This is a genomic window from Streptomyces armeniacus, assembly GCF_003355155.1.
Lineage (GTDB): Bacteria > Actinomycetota > Actinomycetes > Streptomycetales > Streptomycetaceae > Streptomyces > Streptomyces armeniacus.
Window position 1 is genome coordinate 415014 of the sequence record NZ_CP031320.1, and the last position, 16203, is coordinate 431216.

Sequence of the window (16203 nt, forward strand, 5' to 3'; positions counted from 1 at the left end):
CGTCCCCGGCGCCGTCCCCCGTACACCCCGGTACGAGGAGGGCTGCAGCGAGGACGCTCCCGCACAGCCGAAGACGCGTACGCGCACGCCCGCCGATCGCCACCATTCCCCCCGAGCCCTGCGGTCACTGCCCTGCCATCGTGCACGGGGGCGGGAGGGGTTCCCGGCCTGCGATCGGCACTGTTACGCAACTGATGCGAGGTCACGACCGGTCCCGGGCCCGCCGGGGACCTGCGGGCACGGCCGACTCCCGCCCGGTGGCCGCTAGTCGATGATGCGGGGCGACAGCGCGCCCAGCGGCAGCAGGTCGACCTCGGCGCCGGCGTCCCGCAGGTCGGTCAGCACCAGCTCGTCGTAGAGCAGCAGCCCGGACTGCTCCGGCCACACGATCGCCCACAGCCACAGCCCGCGTGCCTCGCCGGCGAAGACGGCGCGGTCGGGAGGCGCGTCCTCGACGTGCCAGAGCGGGGTGGGGCGGCCGGCGGCCAGGACCTTGACGTGCGGGGGCTTGTCCACGCACATGTACGGTCCCGGGTCGGGGCCGTCGATCCCGGCGTAGCGCGCGCCGAGCCCGACGCCCAGCTCCTCGGCGACGAGCAGGAGCTCACCGGGCCCGCCCAGCGGGCCGGGGCCGGAGCAGGCGACCGCGGTGGCGCGGCCTCCGCTTCTGTCGTCGCCCGCACAGGCGACCCCCGAGAACAGCCAGCCGACCGGCAGCGGCCAGGGCATCCACACCGGGACCCTGGTGCGCCCGACGACGACGGCGAGCGCTTCGACACTGGGCGGGATGACCGGTTGCAACGGGTGCACGCTGCCGTGCACATCGCACTGCCAGGTGTCGGCGAAGAGACCGGGCGCCCGGACCCGGCCACCACATTTCGGGCAACTGGGTTCGCCCCTCATGAAGCACCACGGTCCTACCAGGCCGCCGCCGCGTCAAGGACGATCACCCACCCGGGGATCAAGGTGCAGCTCGCACTAGTTAGGGTGGCTAATTTAATACGTGTAGCCGTCATTCATATTCAACGAGGCCGCCGCGCTGTCCGGCACCACCGCTGCTCTACGAGTCCGCGCTGGGCCTCGTGGGCGGCGATCGTGTGGGCGCGCCGGGACTCGCTCCGGCACGAGGCGGAGGAGCTGCTGCCGGAACCCGAGGGGGACGGCGTGCGGCGGGAGAGCGTGCGGCGAGAGGAGGACAGCGTACGGGAGGAGGACAGCGTACGGGAGGAAGGCGTACGGGAGGACGGGCCCGCGCCCGCCAACTCACCGCTCGGCGGCCCCGCTTGAGCCCGGCCCCGGCCCCGCACAGCGGTCAGCCGTCCAGCGGCACCGGGGCGCGCAGCGGGTCCCGCAGGTCCGTACCGTGCCGCAGCCAGCGCTCCTCCAGGGCGGCCGCGCCGTGTACGCGCTTCCAGGCGGCCTCGTTCGGCGTCATGGGCAGCAGCGGCAGGAAGCGCACCGGCTCCAGCGGCTCGTCCAGCTCCAGATCCGGCACGAGACCGCCGCCCTCGGCGACCAGTACGGAGGTGAACTGCGCCCCCGGCCACAGCGGTTCACCCACGTCCAGCGAGGCGCCGGGCACCACGACCACGCCCTCCACCTGCGGCGAGGCGGCGAGGACGGCCAGCGGGCGCAGCACCTTGTCCAGCGTGCCCGCGTCCGCGCGCCCGGGGCGCAGCGACAGCAGCAGTTCCGCGCGCGGCCCCCGGTCCGGGTCGGCGAGGAGGGCCGCCGGGTCGGCCATCGGGGCGGCGGACATGCCCAGCGTCGCGTACCGCACGACGGGCTCGGGATCGCGGGTGACGAAACGCACCACCTCGATGCGCTCGGTCCCCAGGAAGGTCACCGCGGCACGGGCGTCGGGCTCGCCGAGCGCTGTACGCAGCCGGGCTTCGGCGAGTTGAAGGACGTCCACCATACGAGCGAGCATAGATCCCGTAAGCGCTCGGCAAACTGCGGGCCGCCCTGGCCGGATCTGGCACGGGAGTGGTCCCGTGAGTGCTACCGTTGACCGCTGGTCAAGCCTGTGCGATTCGTCCCCTATGGGGGACCGGCTGGAGGAGGTGGGGTGCATGGATCCGAGTCGACCGTGCAGTACCAACCGCTCTTCCGCCAGGCACCCGCGTCCCCGCGCCTGAGGCCCGTCCCGCTCCGTACCGTTCCGCGGTGGCACGCGGCAGGACACTCCGGGGTGCGCACGACGGAAGAGCGCCCGAGTTCCGCTCGATTTCCCACCGTCAGCGAACGCCGTCAGCGGGGTTACGCGCGGTGCCCGCTTTGTAGACCTCCGGCCGTGTCCGCGTGGGCCGCCGGACCGTAGGTCCCCATTCCGGGCAGCGTTGCGCCTGCCACTGGCGGCTCGGCACCGCACAAGGAGCCAGCATGTCGATGATCCGAGACCTGCGCGCCGCCGTCCGCCCCGCACTCCGCCGGGGCGGCCACAAGTCGTACGCGTACGACCACACGCGTACGCACACCGCCAGCGCCGTCGTGGACTGCGCCGTCTACCACGGCGGGCACCGCGAGGAGCACCAGCTGAACCCCGCCGAGGCGCTGCGCATCGTGCGCTCCGGTGAGGGCGGCGAGTTCGTGTGGATCGGCCTGCACGAGCCCACCGAGCAGGAGTTCTCCGGCATCGCCCAGGAGTACGGGCTGCACCCGCTCGCCGTCGAGGACGCGGTGCACGCGCACCAGCGGCCGAAGCTGGAGCGCTACGACGACAGCATCTTCACCGTCTTCAAGACCATCCACTACGTCGAGCACGCCGAACTCACCGCCACCAGCGAGGTCGTGGAGACCGGCGAGGTGATGTGCTTCACCGGCCGGGACTACGTCATCACGGTCCGGCACGGCGGCCAGGGCTCTCTGCGCGCCCTGCGGCACCGCCTCGAGAGCGACCCCGAGCTGCTGGCCAAGGGCCCCTCGGCGGTGCTGCACGCCATCGCCGACCAGACCGTGGACGGCTATCTGGCGGTGGCGGACGCCGTCCAGGACGACATCGACGAAGTCGAGATCGACGTCTTCTCGGACAGCAGCGGCCAGCGCAGCCGCGGCGGCGACGCCGGCCGCATCTACCAGCTGAAGCGCGAGGTGCTGGAGTTCAAGCGCGCCGTCTCGCCGCTGCTGCGGCCGATGCAGCTGCTCGCGGAGCGGCCGATGCGGCTGGTCGACCCGGACATCCAGAACTACTTCCGCGACGTCGCCGACCATCTGACCCGCGTGAACGAGCAGGTGCTCGCCTTCGACGACCTGCTCAACTCCATCCTGCAGGCCAACCTCGCGCAGGCGACCGTCGCCCAGAACGAGGACATGCGGAAGATCACCTCATGGGCCGCGATCTTCGCCGTGCCCACGATGATCGCGGGCATCTACGGCATGAACTTCGACCACATGCCGGAGCTCGAGTGGAAGTACGGCTATTACGGGGTGCTCGCGCTCACGGCCGCCATCTGCGTCGCCATCCACCGGGGTTTCAAGCGCAACGGCTGGCTGTAGCCTGCCCCCATGACCGCGCAGCAGCCGCCGCACGAGCCGACCGACCTCGCCGACCGGGCCCTCGTCGAGGAGGCCGCGAAGAAGTCCGGCCTCCTGTGGGTACGCGGGCCCGAGGGGCCGTCCCGCGCGCTGTGGCACGTATGGCACGAGGGCGCCGTATGCCTCGTCGGCGACGGGCCGCAGGAGCAGCCCCTCGACGGCCTCGGCCTCACCGACGGCGGCGCGGCCACCGTGACCGCGCGCAGCAAGGACAAGGGCGGGCGGCTGGTCGCCTGGCCGGTACGGGTCGTGGAGCTGACGCCCGGCGGCGAGCGGTGGACGGCGGCCGTCGACGAGCTCAAGGGCAAGCGGCTGAACGCGCCGGACGCCGACACGATCGCCGACCGCTGGGCCCGCGAGTGCCGCGTGCTGCGGCTCGAGACGGCGGGCGCGCCCGGCGAGCGGCCCGGCGCGATGCCGGACGCGTCGCACGCCGCCGCGCCGCGCCCCACCGCCGCCACCACGCGCCGTCCGGCCCCGGCGGGCCTGCCCCGGCTCCTCTTCCGCCGGAAGGGGCGCACGCCCCGCTAGCCGCCCGTACGGCCGTACGGACGGCCTCCGGCGACGAGCGCCGTACGGCCGCGCGGTACGCCGCCGGGGTGACGGCCTGCCAGCTCGGCTGGCTCGGGCTGCTGTTCCTCCCGTACGGCCTGGCACCCGCGCCATATCGCCGAGCGCTACGGGCTGTTCACCATCATCGTGCTCGGCGAGAGCATCGCGGCGGCGACCGTCGCGGTGAAGACCGCGGTGGACGAGCACGGGGAGCTGGACGAGCTGCTGCCGATCGCCGCGGGCGGGCTGCTGCTCGTCTTCTCCGCCTGGCGGGTGTATTTCACCGTGCCCGTCCACCGCCGTCTGACGTCCAGCCGCATGGCGTTCCTGTGGGGGTACGGGCAGTTCGCCCTGGCGGAGTGGCTGCTGCACTCCCGGTACGGCGGGCGGGGCGCGGGCCGGACGGTGCTGCCGGTGACGGCCGCGGTGGTGCTGGCGTGCACGTTCGCCGGGGAGTACGCCGTACTGCTGGCCGGGTGCGCGACGGCGCTGGCGGTGGCGGCGGGCGTCGCGCTCACGGCGCGGCAGGCGCGTACGGGGGCGGGCTCAGCGCCGAAGGGCGGAACACCCGCCCCTGAGCCAAGCCGCGTCCCGCCCCCGCGGGCCCACTTGGCGCGCCACCCCAAGCCCGTCCGGCGCTTGAGGACGGCCCTCAGCCACGATGAGGGGGCCGCCGGAGCCCCACGTGCAGCCCATGGCAAGGACTACGTGGACGGCCTGCGGCGGGCGTGGCCGGGCGGAAGGGCGGCGCGGACCGTGGTGACGCCGGCCACGACCGCCAGCAGGAACAGCAGGACGCCGAACACGAAGCCGATGACGTTGGCGTGCAGCAGGCCGTTCAGGGCCACGAGGGCGAAGCCGAGACCGCCCGCGGCGACAGGCATGCGGCCTGCCGGATTCCCGACGAGTACCAGGATCGCGCCGACGGCGAGCACCGCCGCGAGGAGCGTGAAGAGCACCGTCTGGAGCGCCCCCGCCGCGTACGTGGTCGCGCCCGCGTCGACGGCCTGCGAGGCGGCGACAGGCACGGCGGGCGCCACGAGCAGGGTCAGTAGGGCGGGTGCGATGGTCCCCGCCCGTACGACCGGCTCCGGGACCGCCTGTGCGGCGCGGCACCACAGGACCGTGGAGGGGTGGAGGGCAGCGGCCACCGCCGTCGCCGCGACGACGCCGAGCACCGGGCCGACCACGTAGGCGACCACGGCGACGGTCTGCGGCCCGTGCGCCACCTGGTACTGGACGCTGGCGCTCAGCCCGTGCAGCGCGGCCGTGACGCCCGCCACCGCGATCATCCGCCGGCCGGACGGCCTGCGGCGCAGCAGCAGTCCCACGCCGATACCCAGCGCGGCCGACTCGGCCACGCCCAGAAGCAGGTTGACGACGAGCAGCCCGACGGGCGCGCCGCTGTCCGTGAGGTAGGTGGCGGTCTGGGCGAGCAGGTACACCAGAGGAGGCAGGCAGGTCAGCGCCGCCGCCATGGCGACGGTCGCGGTCCGGCGCGCGGCGGGATCGGCCCCGCCCCGCCCGTGGGCCGTCGCTGCGCGGGTGGTCGGCGGGTCGGCCCGGCCGGGGCCGGGCGACGCCGTCGTGGAGGTGGTCCGCGCGGGGCGGTCCAACCGCCGCAGGGCTGCCGCGAGTTCCGCCGCGCTGTCGTACCGCCGCCCGGGATCCTTCTCGAGCAGCCGCAGTATCAGCGCGTCCCAGTCGGCGGCCACGTCCCGCACGACCGAGCCGGGCGCCGGCGGGTCGTCGGTGAGGTGGGCGCTCAGATAGCCCATGGTGTCGGGCGCCTCGAAGGGCAGCCGGCCCGTGAGGAGTTCGAAGAGCACACAGCCCAAGGCGTAGAGGTCACTGCGCGGTTCGGGGTGGCCACGTGCCTGCTCGGGGGCCATGTACGGCGGGGTGCCGACGATGAAGCCGCTCTGCGTCAACCGGTCCGCGGTGGCGTACGGGTCGGCCGCCCGCGCGATGCCGAAATCCAGAACCTTCGCGTTGCCGGAGCTTGTGACCATGATGTTCGAGGGCTTGACGTCCCGGTGCATGACGCCGGCCCCGTGCGCCTCGGCCAGCGCGTCTGCCACCTGGGAGCCCCACCGCGCCGCGTCCCTCGGAGTGACGTCACCGCGGCGCAGAAGGGCGTCCAGGCCCTGGCCGCGCAGGCGTTCCATGACAAGGAAGGGCGTCATCTGTCCCTCGACGTCCGTCTCGCCGACGTCGTGCAGGGTCACGATGTGGGGGTGCTGGAGCCGGGCGGTGAGCCGCGCCTCGCGCAGGAAGCGGGCACGGGCGTCGGCGGCGCGGCTGCCGCCGCCGGAGAGCAGGGAGATGAGCTTGACGGCGACGGGCCGGTCCAATTTCTCGTCCCGGGCCTCCCACACCTGCCCCATACCGCCCTCCCCGAGCGGCTCCACCAGCCGGTAACGGCCCCCCAGCAACTGGTCCCGCACCGTATGCCCCCTCGACATCCGCCTCCGCCGGGACCTCTCCGGCTCACATCGTTCGGAGATCATCCCGCACCGGCAGCGTCTCGCAAAGGCGATCTGCGGAACTCCGCGAAGCTCGGCGACGGCGACCGCGCCATGATCAGCCGCGCCCGCGTCCCGCGGACCCTAGGCTCGTGGGCATGACCAACGGGGACATGCGATACGGGCGTTGCGGCGCGTGTGGTGGCGACGAGGTGTACCGGGCGAGTACGTGGCGCAGGGCGGGCTCCGCCCGCCGGAGTCGGGCCCGCTCGGGGCCGAGCGGGCCGTCTTCTACGCGTTCGTCTGCGTGGCCTGTGGCACACGCAGCTGCACGTACGGCTGAACGAGGACCTGTCGTCGCACATCCGGCTGTTCGACCGGGTGCCGCCGCAGCCAGGCCATTAGGCGCCCGGCAGGCGCGGCCCAGCAGTCCGGCGGCGCGCTCGCCGGCAGGCGTGCCGCGCGGCCCGGCGGCGCGCTCGCCGGCACCCGTGCCGCGCGGCCCGGCGGCGGGTCAGATGCCCATGAACCACGTCCGCCAGGTCTGCGGCGGCTGCTCGACCCAGCGCTTGGCGGCGGCCCGTTCGCTGAGACGTTCCTTCACGATCATCTTCGCCACCGCGTTCTGGTCGTCCTCCTGCCACGTGAAGTTCTTCAGGAACTTGTGGGCCTTGCCGCCGTCCTTCGCGAACTCGGCGTTGAAGAACTTCTGCAGCTTGGTGGTGGGATAGCCGCACTTGATCATCTTCTCGTTGTCCGCGCAGCCGGTGGTGTACGTGGGCAGCAGCACCTCGGCGAGGGGGACCTCGGTCTCGATCCAGTGCGGGCGCCACCAGTAGGTCAGGAACGGCTCCTTCTTGTCGGCCCGCTTCCGCATCTCCTTGATCTGGGCGCCCTCGCTGCCCAGGAAGACCGCCTTGTAGTCCAGGTTGAGGTTCCGGATCAGCGCCTCGTCGTGGGTCACGAAGGACCGCGAGCCCTCCAGGAGCCGGCCCTTGCCGCCGGTGCCGGGGGTGGCGAGGAGGTCGGCGTAGTCGTTGAGGTTGTGCCAGCTGGTGATGTCCTTGTGCTTGTCGGCGAGGTACTGCGGCACGTACCAGCCGATGCGGCCCGTCACGCCGAGGTCGCCGCCCGGGACGACGGTCTTCTTCCCCTGGACGTACTTCTTCTCCTCCGCCGGGTGTCCCCAGTCCTCGAGGATCGCGTCGGCCCTGCCGTCGCCGAGCGCTTTCCACGCCTCGGCCTCGTCCAGTTCGAGGACTTCGACGTCGTAGCCGAGCTCCTGCTCCAGGAGGTAGGCGGCAACGGCCGTATTCGCCTTTCCGTTTGCCCAGGCGGGGCTGACGAGCGTTACGGTGTCCTTTCCGCCCGGATCACTGTCGGAACACGCGCTGAGCGAGAGAAGTGCCAGAACCATCAGGACGGTTCTGGACTTTTTCACGATGGACATTGGGGAAGGGCACCTCATGAATGACTGCGGGTTTCGAGGTCGTTGAATGAGATCCAACGGACATTTCCTGCCCGCAACGACGGCTCACTTCTCCGCTTACGGCGGCTGGGGGGCGTGTCAGGGTGACACGCGCTCCGGAAGTGGTCAACGCGCTTCACAGAAACCCCGGGGAATTCCCCCGTCTTCACTTCCGGCCGCCCCGGCATCCGCCGGTCAATGGATAGTTGACGCCCCGCGACAGGCGCGGCGGCAGTCATTGGTTCAGTCCTTTTCGGGGCGCGGCGTGGCACGCGTGCCACGCGCACGGGACCGGCACCCGGGAAGGTGCGTCACGCTCCCGGAATCCGGGCCGACCGTACCGTACGCCGTCCCCGCGGCGTACGGATATGTACCGGTCCACCCCGGTCAGCCGAACGAGGTGGCGGCGATGTCGATTTCAGAATCCCGTTGTCGATCTGCGTGCTCCCCATGGCGTTTCCCGGCGCGCCGGCCGGCGAGGCCCCCGCCGGCCGCGCGCACGGCCGCCGCCGCGTCACCCCGGCAGGTCCCCGGTGTCCCTGAGCATCCGCGTCAGCCGCGCGAAAACGCGTCCGTCCTCCGCCAGGCCGTCGTGCTCGTGCTCGTTGGTGACCCACGTCTGCACTCGGCCCACCGCGTCGGCCGTGTCCAGCTGGAGCCCGGCGTCGACGTACATGTCGTCGAAGTAGACGGCCGCGGCCACCGGCACCTCGTTGCGGGCGAGCCGCTCCGGATCGTACAGCGGGGGCCACTCCTCGTCGGCGGCGAGCACGTCGGCGGCGGCACGGAACGGCCGCAGGGCGCGGATCTCCTCGAACATCCACGGGTAGATCATCTCGCCGGTGAACAGCAGCGGCCTGGCGTCCTCGCGGAAGCCGGGATGGTGCGCCCGCTCCCGCTGGGCCGCCCAGGCGGTGGGGCCATTGGGGCCGCTGCCGTAGGCGCTCTCCTGGAGCACGGCGAACAGCGGGCCGCCCGTGAACGCGGTCCGCTCGCGTACGCCGTCGAGGAACGTGTGCGACAGCCGCTCGCCCGCGCCGTCGGCGAACGCGTCGTCGGCGAACGCCTCGTCGAGGAGCCAGTGCACGCGCTCGAACCCGGACTTCCGCCCGAAGTCCAGCCCCAGCGACTGGAGGCGCCGGATGGTGAGGACGTCGCCGTCGGGCAGCCGTACGTCCCCCGCGGCCAGCCGGTCGGCGATACGGGCGACCGTCGCTACGTCGTCCGGGTAGCGCTGCCGGAAGCGGCGGTTCTTGGCCTCCGTACGGGGATAGGTGCGGCGGTAGACCTCCGCCGCGTCCGGGGCGAGGGCGGGGAGGCCGCCGGTGACGAGGCAGGCCCGCAGCCCCTCGGGGGCGCGGGAGAGGTACGTCAGGGTGAGGAAGCCGCCGTAACTCTGGCCGACGGTCGTCCACGGCTTCCCGCCGAAGACCGTCGTCCGCAGGTGCTCGGCGTCGGCCACGATGGAGTCGGCGCGGAAGCAGCGCAGAAAGTCCGCGGCCTCGCGCGCGGTGCCGAACCGGCCGATGGTGTCGCCGTCGACAGGGCTGCTGCGGCCGGTGCCGCGCTGGTCGAGGAGGATCACGCGGTGGTCCCGGAGCGCCTGCCCGAGCCAGCTTTCGTCGTCGCGCAGTACCGGCCGTGGCGCCTTGCCACCCGGCCCGCCCTGCAGGTACAGCAGGCACGGCAGATCCTCGTTCCGGCGCGCGGGGTCGACGAGTTCGCGGGCGAAGAGGGAGAGGCCGGCGCCGGCGCCCTCCTGGGACCAGTCGAGGGGGACCCGTACACGGTGGTCGCGTACGTGGAGGCCCGGAGCCGCGTACTCGGAGATGATCACCTGTCACTCACCCGTCCACAGAGTTCAGTTCGTTATGCCGAACACGTCCGGTGTGCCTGCCTGTTGCTGAACATTGCCCGGCGGCATCGCCGTTCACGTGTCACCTGCCGAGCATAGCCTGCGTACGGCCCTCCTTGGGGTTTCTGCGCGCGCCGCGGCCCGCGTGGGTCACTGACACCCAGTGGCGCCACTCGTACACTCCCGGCGTTCATTTTACTGAACGCACAGTCGAGGTCAGCAGCAGCCGGAACAACGCCGACGCGCACCCGGGCACGTACGTCACCCTGGACCGGGACTGTTCGGGCGGCGCAGCCGGGTCCGGGCCGGGTGGGCCCCCGGCGCGGGGGCTCAGCCCGAGACGAGGGTGACGACGGCGGTGCCGTCCGCACCCGAGGCGACCTGGAGCAGCACCGCGCCGTCCTGCTTGGCCGGAGGTGAACTGCCCACCCTGCCGCACGAGGTGCCGCCTCCACTGCTGCGCAGGGCGGAGATGCAGCCGGAGTCCGTGCCGCTGGCGCCGCCCTTGACCGTGCCGCCGCCCGCGCGCTTCACCGTGTAGTCGACCGCGTTCGGGCCGACCTTGGTCACGGACAGCTCCGCCCGGCCGCCCGGTGCCTTGAAGGGGAACGTCACCGGCTTCGACACGGTGACCTCGCAGTTGCCGTCCGCACAGGCGCCGGTGTCACTGCCGTCCGCCGCCGTGACCGACGGCGACGGGCTGGAGCCGCCGGACTTCTCCGCGGCGCCTGCGGTACGGGACGGTCCCTTGCCGGACGAGCCTCCGTCGCCGCCGTCGTCCCCGTCGGAACCGCCGCAGCCCGCGGCGGCCAGCACCGCGACGGCCGTCAGCGCCACACACCGCACCGCCGCCGTCCGCCCCGAACTCCGCCCGCGCCCCGCCGCGTTGGATGCCGTCATGGCGTTCCGCCCCCCTCACCCCCGCCCCGTGTGTGATACGGGGCATCCCACCGCAGCTTACGGGTCAAACCACCGCCGCACGGTGGCGAACAGGCGTCGGCGCTGTGAAGGACCGCGATTCACGGGCCGGTTCGCACAGGCGCGTACGGTTACGCGCCGAACGCACGTGCTCACGCTCGCGATACAACTCTGCGCGCGCCCCGGTGGTCACCTCTCCGTCACCCCCTGCTCCCCTCTCCTTCACATGGAGCGACACAGCATGAACGAGCACGAGCAGCACCCGCCGGAGCGGCCGTACGGCCACGGCCCCCAACCCGCGGCCCCCGAGCCGAAGAAGCGCGGCAAGGTCATCGGCATCATCCTCGGCGTGGCCGGCGGGCTGATCGCCGTCGGCGCGGTCGCCGGCGGAAGCAGCGACCAGGGCACGGACGGCGACGGGTCCGGCGACCGGCCGGCCGCGCAGGAGCAGCCCGCGGACCGGACGGAGGCGGACCCGGAGGGCCAGGCGGGCTCCAAGGCCGACCGCGGAGCCGGAGCCGAACCCGCCGAGGAGAAGCCCGAGAAGCCCGAGAACCCCGGAAAGCCGGAGTCCGGCGACGCGTCCGCGACCTTGCCGGACCTCACGGGGAAGGGCCTGCAGGCGGCCCAGGACCGCGCCCAGGAGGCCGGGTTCTACGGGCTGACGTCGCACGACGCGACCGGCCAGGAGCGCCTCCAGATGTACGACCGCAACTGGACCGTGTGCAGCCAGGAGCCCGGGGCCGGCCGGCACTCGACCGGGACCGTGGTCGACTTCGGAGCCGTGAAGGAGGGCGAGAGCTGCCCGTAGGGGACGCGAACGGCCGCCGGCCTGCCGGGCAGTCCGGGCAGGCGGCGGCCCCGCGTACGGCGCGGCGTTACGCCGTGGGGCACGGGCCGGGAGAGCCGGAACGCGCGCCGAAAACTTTCGCGTCCGTCCCGCGCCGCTGCCGCCCGCCACGCACGTCCGTACGCTCGCCGCGACCGCGCCGTCCGCACCACGAGGAGTGACTCATGACGAGCCGCAGAACCGTACTGCAGGGAGCCGCCGGCGCCGCGGCGGGCCTCGGTCTCGCCGCCGTCGGCACGGCGGGGGCCCGCGCCGCGGACGCGCCCCCGTACGTCAACCCGCTCGTACGGCAGCGCGCCGACCCGCACATCGTCCGGCACACCGACGGCCACTACTACCTCACGGCGACCGTCCCCGAGTACGACCGGATCGTGCTGCGCCGCGCCCGTACCATCGGCGGCCTCGCGGACGCGCCCGAGACGGTCCTCTGGCGGAAGCACGACAGCGGCGAGATGGCCGCGCACATCTGGGCGCCGGAGATCCACTTCGTCGACGGCGCCTGGTACGTGCACTTCGCCGCGGGACGTTCGGACGACGTGTGGGCGATCCGGATGTACGTGCTGGAGAACACCTCCGCCGATCCCTTCGCGGGCAGCTGGACGGAGAAGGGCCGGATCGCGACGGCGTGGGACAGCTTCTCGCTGGACGCCACCACGTTCCTACACGGCGGCACCCGCTATCTCGCGTGGGCGCAGCACGACCCGTCCCAGGACAACAACACCGACCTGTACCTCTCCGCGATGGACAGCCCGTGGAGCGTCACGGGCCCGCAGGTGCGGCTCTCACGCCCGGAACTGCCCTGGGAGACGGCCGGGTTCGCCGTCAACGAGGGGCCCGCGTATCTGCGGCGCAACGGCCGCGTCTTCCTCACGTACTCCGCGAGCGCCACCGACGCGCGCTACTGCGTGGGGCTGCTCACCGCGCCCGACACCGCCGACCTGCTCGACCCCGCCGCCTGGACCAAGAGCCGGGAGCCGGTGTTCGCGAGCAACGAGGGCACGAGCCAGTACGGCCCGGGCCACAACTCGTTCACGGTCGCGGAGGACGGCGCCACGGACGTGCTCGTCTACCACGCGCGGCAGTACAGGGAGATCGAGGGCGATCCGCTGGACGACCCCAACCGGCACACCCGCGTCCAGCCGTTCGGCTGGCACGCCGACGGCACGCCCGACTTCGGCGCGCCCGTCGCGGATTCGCCGGCCGCCCGCTGACCGGGCACGTTCCGGGTCCCTGCAAGATGTCGGCATGGACAAGAAGAAGACCCTGACCGTCGTCGGCTGCGTGGCCGCCCTCTGCGCCGTCGGCGTACTCGTGACCCCGGTGCTGAAGAAGCACAACGAGAACTTCCCGGACGCGTTCAACGACGTCGTCCTCGGGGAGCGGGTCAAGAACTTCGCGACCACGGACAGCGCCCCCGAACCGGGCGACGGCGAGGGCCTCTTCGTCCTGCCCGGCTGGGTGCCGGAGGACGCCACGGACATCAAGATCAAGGTGCAGACGACCGGGAACGCCAAGCTGATCCGTTTCACGCTCGCCGGCACCGGCACCCCGCTCGAGCTGACCGGCGAGGGGGCCTGCCACGAAGGGGCGTTCATCGACGGCCCCGAGCTGGAGGCGAGTTGGTGGCCGGAGGACGTCGGCGAGGGCTCGGGGCGGCCGGACTGCTCGGAGCAGTACCAGCTCCGGGTCGCGGTCGAGGGCGACGATGTCTACGCCTGGTCCAACGGCGACCTCGCGAAGGCCGGCTGAGGCGGGCGGGGGCCGCCGACACGAACGGCCCCTGAGCGGAGCGGACTTAGGGGAAAGGGCCTGAGGGGAAGCGGCCTGAGGGGGCGAAAGTTTCGGGTATCGGCCGCCGGGATCGTACGGGCTGACCACGTCCGTTACGGTCGGCCCGCACCATCCCCCCACACCCTTCACGGAAAGCGGACACCCCCATGAGCCGCAGAGAACAGCCCCACCGCGACCACACGCACCGGAACGGCCCCAGCCGCCGCCGGCTCCTCAAGGGCGCCGCCCTCGGCGCGGGCGCCCTGGCCGTCCCCGGCGTCGCCTACGCCACCGCCGCGGACGGCGGAGCGCAGCCGAAGGGCGCGCCCGCGGCGAAGGCCTTCACCCATCCCGGCATGCTGCACGGCGCGGACGACTTCGCGCGCATGGCCGAACGCGTCGGTGCCGGCACGGCCCCCTGGACCGCCGGCTGGGAACGCCTGACCGCCAACCGGCACTCCGCGGCCGGCTGGACGCCCAGGCCGGCGGAGACCGTCGTACGCGGCGGCGAGGGCCAGAACTACCCGAACCTGTACCACGACGTGCACGCCGCCTACCAGAACGCCCTGCGCTGGAAGGTCACCGGCGACACCGCGCACGCCGACACCGCGCGCGACATCCTCAACGCCTGGTCGGGCACGCTGGAGGCCGTCACGGGGAACGCCGACCGCTTCCTCGCCTCCGGCATCTACGGCTACCAGTTCGCCAACGCCGCCGAGATCATGCGCGACTACGACGGCTTCGACCTGCCCCGCTGCCAGGACATGCTGGCGCGGGTCTTCTACCCGCTGTGCGACGACTTCCTCAAGGACCACAACGACGCCTGCGTCACCAACTACTGGGCGAACTGGGACCTGTGCAACATGGCCGCCGTCATGGCCATCGGCATCCTCAACGACGACCAGGCCAAGTTCGACCAGGTGGTGGACTACTTCCACCAGGGCGAGGGCAACGGCTCCCTCCCGAACGCGGTGCCGTTCCTGCACGACGGCGGCCTCGGCCAGTGGCAGGAGAGCGGCCGGGACCAGGGCCACACCCTCATGGGCATCGGCCTGATGGGCACCGTCTGCGAAATGGCGCACAAGCAGGGCACCGATCTGTACGGCGCGGACGACAACCGCTTCCTGAAAGCGTGCGAGTACGTCGCGAAGTACAACCGCGGCGAGAGCGTGCCGTTCAGCACGTACGAATGGGGGCACGGCCGGAACTGCGAACCCCGGTCGCACACCGTCATCTCGGAGGCGAGCCGCGGCCAGCAGCGCCCCGTATGGGAGCGGGTGTACCACCACTACCGCCACCGGGCTGGCCTCGAGACGCCGTACGTCGCGCTGCTGGCGGGCGCTCAGAGCCCGGAGGGCGGCGGGGGCGACTACGGCAACGAGAGCGGCGGTTTCGACGAACTCGGCTTCGGCACCCTCACGTACGTACTCGAGGCCTAGCCGCCGGACACGCGGCGGGAGGGGCGACCGGACACGCGACCCGGACGCGGAATTCGCCGCGTTGTCCGTCAATGTCGACCGAGATTTCGGGCGGTTCGAGATACCGGCCGGAGCGGGAATTCCGGCCGGTATCCGGGACTTCAAGGCCCGCCCCCGCGGCCGTAATGTGAAGGCGTTCGTACGGCCCTCCGAAAGAGAGGAGAGCGGAATGACGCGCCCCGTACAGAGACCGGCGGGCCCGACTCTCGCCGTGGTCGCGCGCGCCGCGTCCGTCTCGATCGCGACGGCCTCGAAGGTGGTCAACGGCCGCGCCGACGTGGCGCCCGACACCCGGCGGCGCGTCACCGAGACGCTGGACGCGCTGGGTTACGTACGCCGCCCGCGGCTCGCACCGCAGCGCCCGCCGTCCGTCGTGGACGTGGTGCTGCGCTCGCTGGACGACACCTGGTCGGGGGCCGTGCTGCGGGGCGTGGAGGAGGCGGCGCACGAGGCGGGCCTGGAGGTGATGATCTCCGCGGGACTGGCCCGGAACCGGGGCGGCGGGCCCGCGCGCGGCTGGCTCGACAGGCTTGCCTCGCGCGGCACTTCGGGCGTGCTGTTCAACCGCGCCGGGCTGACGCCCGCCCACCACGCCTGGCTGGCGCAGCACCGCATCCCGTACGTCATGATCGACCCGGTGGCCGACCCGCCGCCCGGTGTTCCCGCCGTACGCGCCGCCGACGAGCGCGGTGCGCGTGGCGCGGTCGAACACCTGCTGGCGCTGGGGCACGTGAGGATCGCGGTGCTCGGCGGCGACCGCCGCAGGCGGTACGGCGGCGGCGCCGCGCGCGTGGCGGGCTACCGTGCCGCGCTGGCGGCGGCCGGGGTGCGGGAGCGGCCCGAGTACGTGCGGTACGCGGAGTTCAGCACCGACCTGGCGCGGGAGCGTACGCGGGAGCTGTTCGCGCTGGCGGAGCCGCCGACGGCGGTCTTCGCCTGCTCGGACCCGACGGCGCTGGGCGTCTATCAGGCGCTGGACGGGCTGGGGCTGCGCGTTCCGCGGGACGTGAGCGTCGTCGGCTTCGACGACCTGCCGGAGGCGCGTTGGGTGACGCCCGCGCTGACGACCGTACGGCAGCCGCTGCGCGAGATGGCGGGCACGGCGCTGCGCCGGCTGCTGCGCACGGACGGGGAACGGGTGCCTCCCGGCGCCGAGGCCGAACTGCCCACGCGGCTCGTGGAAAGAGGCAGCACCGCGCCGCCACGGGACGCTTTCGCATGTCCGGGGTCTCGAACGGCGGCCGTGTCACCGAACGAGCCGGGGAGCGGCACGGGACCATGAACCGGCGGGCCGGCGGGGGCACTTGGCGCGC

General features: G+C 72.8%; 14 protein-coding genes and 1 pseudogene. 9 read left to right on the top strand and 6 right to left on the bottom strand.

The window, feature by feature from the left end:
• Positions 1 to 264: 264 nt before the first annotated feature.
• Positions 265 to 903, bottom strand: a complete 639-nt coding sequence (locus tag DVA86_RS01790; RefSeq protein ID WP_208875164.1) for a DUF6758 family protein — start codon at positions 901 to 903, stop codon at positions 265 to 267.
• A gap of 192 nt (positions 904 to 1095) precedes the next feature.
• Here DVA86_RS01790 and DVA86_RS01795 point away from each other — a divergent pair, with 192 nt between their 5' ends.
• Positions 1096 to 1287 carry a hypothetical protein gene (locus tag DVA86_RS01795; RefSeq protein ID WP_208875165.1) on the top strand — a complete coding sequence of 64 codons (192 nt, stop codon included), beginning with the start codon at positions 1096 to 1098 and terminating at the stop codon, positions 1285 to 1287.
• Between the two features lie 25 nt (positions 1288 to 1312).
• Here the strand turns inward: DVA86_RS01795 and DVA86_RS01800 are convergent, their stop codons facing one another.
• Positions 1313 to 1918 carry a suppressor of fused domain protein gene (locus tag DVA86_RS01800; RefSeq protein WP_208875166.1) on the bottom strand — a complete coding sequence of 202 codons (606 nt, stop codon included), beginning with the start codon at positions 1916 to 1918 and terminating at the stop codon, positions 1313 to 1315.
• Positions 1919 to 2382: 464 nt separating this feature from the next.
• On the opposite strand from DVA86_RS01800, the gene DVA86_RS01805 reads away from it, so the two are divergent.
• The 3 genes and pseudogenes from DVA86_RS01805 to DVA86_RS35115 all read left to right on the top strand — a co-directional run.
• Positions 2383 to 3495 carry a magnesium and cobalt transport protein CorA gene (locus tag DVA86_RS01805; RefSeq protein ID WP_208875167.1) on the top strand — a complete coding sequence of 371 codons (1113 nt, stop codon included), beginning with the start codon at positions 2383 to 2385 and terminating at the stop codon, positions 3493 to 3495.
• A gap of 9 nt (positions 3496 to 3504) precedes the next feature.
• On the top strand, positions 3505 to 4065 hold the full coding sequence (locus DVA86_RS01810; protein WP_208875168.1) for a hypothetical protein: 561 nt from the start codon (positions 3505 to 3507) through the stop codon (positions 4063 to 4065).
• A gap of 11 nt (positions 4066 to 4076) precedes the next feature.
• Positions 4077 to 4641, top strand: a pseudogene (locus DVA86_RS35115) (low temperature requirement protein A); the annotation flags it as partial.
• 149 nt (positions 4642 to 4790) lie between these two features.
• On the opposite strand, the gene DVA86_RS01820 reads toward DVA86_RS35115, so the two are convergent.
• The 4 genes from DVA86_RS01820 to DVA86_RS01835 form a co-directional block, all read right to left on the bottom strand.
• Positions 4791 to 6551 (bottom strand): serine/threonine-protein kinase, encoded by a 1761-nt coding sequence (locus DVA86_RS01820; RefSeq protein WP_208875171.1) that lies wholly within the window; start codon positions 6549 to 6551, stop codon positions 4791 to 4793.
• Between the two features lie 514 nt (positions 6552 to 7065).
• Positions 7066 to 8001, bottom strand: a complete 936-nt coding sequence (locus DVA86_RS01825; protein ID WP_208875173.1) for an ABC transporter substrate-binding protein — start codon at positions 7999 to 8001, stop codon at positions 7066 to 7068.
• A 532-nt stretch (positions 8002 to 8533) separates the two neighbouring features.
• The gene (locus tag DVA86_RS01830) at positions 8534 to 9850 is read right to left on the bottom strand and encodes an alpha/beta fold hydrolase (RefSeq protein ID WP_222623407.1); all 1317 of its coding nucleotides are present in this window, start codon (positions 9848 to 9850) and stop codon (positions 8534 to 8536) included.
• Positions 9851 to 10204: 354 nt separating this feature from the next.
• Positions 10205 to 10774 carry a hypothetical protein gene (locus DVA86_RS01835; RefSeq protein ID WP_245996257.1) on the bottom strand — a complete coding sequence of 190 codons (570 nt, stop codon included), beginning with the start codon at positions 10772 to 10774 and terminating at the stop codon, positions 10205 to 10207.
• A 259-nt stretch (positions 10775 to 11033) separates the two neighbouring features.
• On the opposite strand from DVA86_RS01835, the gene DVA86_RS01840 reads away from it, so the two are divergent.
• The 5 genes from DVA86_RS01840 to DVA86_RS01860 all read left to right on the top strand — a co-directional run bounded on the left by DVA86_RS01840 (position 11034) and on the right by DVA86_RS01860 (position 16172).
• A complete protein-coding gene (locus tag DVA86_RS01840) occupies positions 11034 to 11603 on the top strand; it encodes a PASTA domain-containing protein (RefSeq protein WP_208875174.1) in 570 nt (189 codons plus the stop codon).
• Between the two features lie 203 nt (positions 11604 to 11806).
• A complete protein-coding gene (locus tag DVA86_RS01845) occupies positions 11807 to 12853 on the top strand; it encodes a glycoside hydrolase family 43 protein (RefSeq protein ID WP_208875175.1) in 1047 nt (348 codons plus the stop codon).
• Between the two features lie 34 nt (positions 12854 to 12887).
• The gene (locus DVA86_RS01850; RefSeq protein ID WP_208875176.1) at positions 12888 to 13391 is read left to right on the top strand and encodes a hypothetical protein; all 504 of its coding nucleotides are present in this window, start codon (positions 12888 to 12890) and stop codon (positions 13389 to 13391) included.
• A 188-nt stretch (positions 13392 to 13579) separates the two neighbouring features.
• Positions 13580 to 14851, top strand: a complete 1272-nt coding sequence (locus DVA86_RS01855; protein WP_208875177.1) for an alginate lyase family protein — start codon at positions 13580 to 13582, stop codon at positions 14849 to 14851.
• 208 nt (positions 14852 to 15059) lie between these two features.
• A complete protein-coding gene (locus DVA86_RS01860) occupies positions 15060 to 16172 on the top strand; it encodes a LacI family DNA-binding transcriptional regulator (protein WP_208875178.1) in 1113 nt (370 codons plus the stop codon).
• Positions 16173 to 16203: the final 31 nt, after the last annotated feature.